The following is a 3,109-nucleotide window of genomic DNA, read 5'->3' on the forward strand; positions in this document are numbered from 1 at the left end:
TGGACAGCGTTGACTTGGGCTATAACAAAATCACCGTTGAAAGTCCGCTTTTAGATGAGAACGGGGAACTCGTAAAGGACAAAAAGGGCAAGGCTCAGGCAGACAGCAACAAGCGCGACTACGAAAATGTTCCGCTTGACGAGGACATAGACAAACATTTTGAGCGTGAAGTTCTTCCATATAACAAAGCCGCCTGGATAGACAAATCAAAGACAAAAGTCGGCTATGAGATTCCATTTACAAGAACATTCTATGTCTACAAGCAGCTTGAAAAAGCGGACGAGATTGCAAGCCGCATAGAGCAGCACGAAAAGTCGTTGATGGAAAAGCTTCGCAAGCTGTTCGGGGAGGAGTAAATGCTGAACATAATATTCGGGAAAATCGACAATGTGATTTTTAACACTAGTGTTTTCTTTAAGAATTCTTATGAAGAAAGCTGGCTTTTGGAAAAAGAAACTCAGCAGATGATTCTTGATATTGACAAGTCAAAGGTTCTTGGAAACGGAGCGATTGAAAGTCCTGTGCTGGGAATCATTCCGCCGACTTCTCTTTCTGGCGGACTAAAAACTCTGATTTTGATTTCTCATATTTCAGATAAAATTTTCAATGCTTCAAACTGTGGCAACAACTGCGCCTCATGGCTTTTGAAAATCGGAAATGAAAAAGATGTTACTGTAAATCTTCGGCATCTGATGGATTTTGGCGACGGCAGTTTTGAGCTCAATGTTGTTAACAAAAATAAAGTTGTCCATTCAATGGATGAGCTTTTGGAAGCTGCAGGAGATTTGTTATGAAGGGCGAATTTTTTATTTCAGTTTCCAACAGCAAAGTAAAATACGAGTTTTCAATAAAACGAAACATCACGGTCATTCAGGGAGACAGCGCAACAGGAAAGACAACTCTTGTGGATATGATCCGCGAGTTCGAGCAGAACGGAGCAGACTCTGGTATTAATCTTTCATCTAAAAAAAAGTGCCGCGTTCTTGAAGGAAACAACTGGGAAGAAAATCTTTCATTGATGAATGACAGCATTATTTTTATTGATGAGGGGAACCGATTTGTTGAAAGCGCGGATTTTGCCAAGGCCGTAAAAAACAGCGGCAATTATTATGTAATTGTTACAAGAGAAGGTCTTGACAATCTTCCTTATAGTATTGAAGAAATTTATGGAATCCATACATCAGGAAAATATGCGGATTTGAAACAGGTTTATCACGAGTTTTATAGAATCTATGGAAATAATAATTTTAATGACTGCAGAATTGAAAAAATCATAACAGAAGATTCAAATTCTGGCTTTGACTTTTTTAATGCGGTCTGTGGCGAAAAAATAAGAATTAAGAAATATAGATGACTATTTAAGGAATAAAAAACTAGATATTTATGGAAAAAGAGATTGCGATTTTTAAGACAGACAAAGAAACGATAAATGTGGAAGTTATTTTTGAGGATGAAACTGTCTGGCTTACCCAGGAGCAGATGGCCGGTATGTTTGAAAAGGCGAAGTCCACAATAAACGAGCATATAAAGCATATTTTTGAGGAAGGCGAGCTTAAGGAATCGGTTGCTGTAAAGAAATTCGGAAATTCCGAATTTCAGCAGAAAGCGCCAAATTATTACAACCTAGATGTTATAATTTCCGTAGGCTACCGTGTAAAATCCCTGCGGGGCACGCAGTTTAGGCAATGGGCTACAAAAAGGCTGAACGAGTATATATTTGACAAGCAAATTGAGAACACTGGGAAAAAATAAGAGGGGAATAAAAGTGAAAAATGCCTTGCACGAATTACTTGATGATCTTCGTTCTTTTGATACAGAACGCGAATGGTTTGAATTTAAAGAAAACTGGTTTGACCAAACGCAGTTGGGACAATATATTTCTGCTCTCTCGAATAGTGCCGCTATAGAAGGGCGAAAAAACGCTTATTTTGTCTGGGGAATTCACAATGATACACATTCTGTTACTGGAACAACATTTAACAGTAATATGGATATAAAAAATGAGCCGTTGAAGCACTTTTTAGCCCGTCAGATTACTCCCGATTTAAATTTCACTTTTAACGAAACTGTTTATGAAGGAAAGAAAGTCGTTGTGCTTACTATTCCAGCGGCAAAAACTGTTCCTACAAGCTTTGATAATGAAAGATACATAAGAATTGGTTCTAGCAAGGAAAGCCTTAGAAAATATCCGGAAAAAGAATCCTATTTATTCGAAGTGCTCCGGCATGGATTTCCGACAATAGAAAATACACCGTCAAAATATCAGGACTTAACTTTTGAAAAACTCTTCATTTATTATGGAGCAAAAGGAATAAAACTTAATGCCGAGACTTTTAAAAAAAATCTGAATCTTCTGACAGAAGATGGAAAATACAATATTCTAGCACAATTACTTTCCGATAACTCGCAGATTCCTTTTAGGGTCGCAATTTTTTCGGGAAAAACAAAGGCAGATAAAATGTATTCCATTAGGGAATTTGGGTATCAGTGCATTCTGTATACTTTGGAAGAAGTGCTTCGCTATGGAGATGTTCTTAATATTATTCAGGCTGATGAAAAAGAGCGGATTGTAGAAAGAAAAGAAGTTCCGCTTTTTGAAAATGATGCGTTCAGGGAAGCTGTTATAAATGCTTTTGTTCATAATAAGTGGGTAACAGAAAATGAACCGATGATTACAGTTTTTTCTGACAGAATTGAAATTCTTTCAAGAGGTGTTCTGCCTCCGGAGCAGACAATTGAAGGCTTTTTCAGAGGAGAATCAATTCCTGTAAACAGAAAATTGTCAGAAATCTTTTTGCAGCTGCATATCAGTGAAAAAACAGGCCGTGGCGTTCCAAAAATTATCAGCATATACGGCAAAGATGTTTATGAATTTCATGAAAATTCAATTCTTGTAAAAATTCCTTTTAACTGGATTAATGATATGGGTGATAAAGTGGGTGATAAAGTGGGTGATAAAGTGGGTGATAAACTGAATAACACACAGCTGAAGGTCTTGTCAGAAATCAGGAATAATCCAAGTGTTACAAAGCCTGAGCTTGAAAAAATAGTAGGAGTTGGAAAAACCACTATAGACAATGCAATTTCTGCCTTAAAAAAGAAAGGCATG

Annotated in this window: 4 protein-coding genes and 1 pseudogene; all 5 read left to right on the top strand. The window is 37.2% G+C overall.

The features are described from left to right. Nucleotides 1–356: pseudogene (locus B4C08_RS00360) on the top strand (hypothetical protein); the annotation flags it as partial. Then, entirely contained in the window at nt 357–794 is a 438-nt protein-coding gene (locus B4C08_RS00365; RefSeq protein ID WP_296662082.1) for a DUF4869 domain-containing protein, read from the top strand. After that, nucleotides 791–1,354, top strand: a complete 564-nt coding sequence (locus B4C08_RS00370) for a hypothetical protein (RefSeq protein WP_296662083.1) — start codon at nt 791–793, stop codon at nt 1,352–1,354. Before B4C08_RS00365 ends, B4C08_RS00370 begins: the two co-directional genes overlap by 4 nt. 29 nt (nt 1,355–1,383) lie before the next feature. Then, a complete protein-coding gene (gene rhuM / locus B4C08_RS00375) occupies nt 1,384–1,752 on the top strand; it encodes a RhuM family protein (protein WP_296662084.1) in 369 nt (122 codons plus the stop codon). Nucleotides 1,753–1,765: 13 nt separating this feature from the next. Further along, nucleotides 1,766–3,109: RNA-binding domain-containing protein (locus tag B4C08_RS00380; protein ID WP_296662085.1), on the top strand; the 1,344-nt coding region annotated here is incomplete at its 3' end.

Source organism: Treponema sp. UBA753 (assembly GCF_002297325.1).
Classification (GTDB): domain Bacteria; phylum Spirochaetota; class Spirochaetia; order Treponematales; family Treponemataceae; genus Treponema_D.